Annotated in this window: 1 pseudogene; it reads left to right on the top strand. The window is 70.3% G+C overall.

The window, feature by feature from the left end:
* A pseudogene (locus Z164_RS22475) lies at positions 1 to 612 on the top strand (EAL domain-containing protein); the annotation flags it as partial.
* Positions 613 to 717: the final 105 nt, after the last annotated feature.

The raw sequence follows: 717 nt of genomic DNA, 5'->3' as shown, positions 1-717 counted from the left end.
CTTCAAGCGCATCAACGACACCCTCGGCCACGACGCCGGCGACGAGGTGCTGGTGCAGTTCTCCGAGCGCATCCGCGGCGTGGTGGAGCGCGAGGGCGGGGCGGCCACGCTGTCGCGCTTCGGCGGCGACGAGTTCGTCATCCTGCCGCCGACGGCGCCAACATGCTGATGAAGAACGGCGACATCGCCATGTACCAGGCGAAGGTGGCCGGCAAGAACTGCTACCGCTTCTACAGCCGCGCGATGGACCAGGCCGTGGAGCGGCGCGTGCGCATCGAGCAGGACCTGCGCGGGGCCTGGGAGCGCGGCGAGCTGTCGCTGCTGTACGGATCCTGGGCGAGACCGGACTGGCGCCGGCGCAGTTGCACCTGGAACTGACCGAGACCGCGGTGATCGGCGACGAGCTGCGCGTGAGCGGCCTGCTCGCGCGGCTGCGCAAGCGTGGCATCAAGATCTGGCTGGACGCTGGGGATGACCGTGGTTGCCGAGGGCGTGGAGCAGGCCGGGCAGTTCGAGCTGCTGTGCGAGCGCGGCTGCGACTACGCCCAGGGCTACTGGCTGGGCCGGCCGATGACGCTCGACGAGCTGATGGCGCTGGATGCGCCGGGTTAGCCGCGCCTGGGACGAAGCGGCAGTCGGCCTGGGACCCGGAACCGTCGCCTCTCCCGCAGGCGGCGTCATCTCGTTCCTTCTGCCGCAAGCCGGCGCATGCCGTTT

Origin of the sequence: Luteimonas huabeiensis HB2 (assembly GCF_000559025.1) — a bacterium.
Lineage (GTDB): Bacteria > Pseudomonadota > Gammaproteobacteria > Xanthomonadales > Xanthomonadaceae > Luteimonas > Luteimonas huabeiensis.
This window is presented reverse-complemented; position numbering and strand designations above follow the sequence as displayed.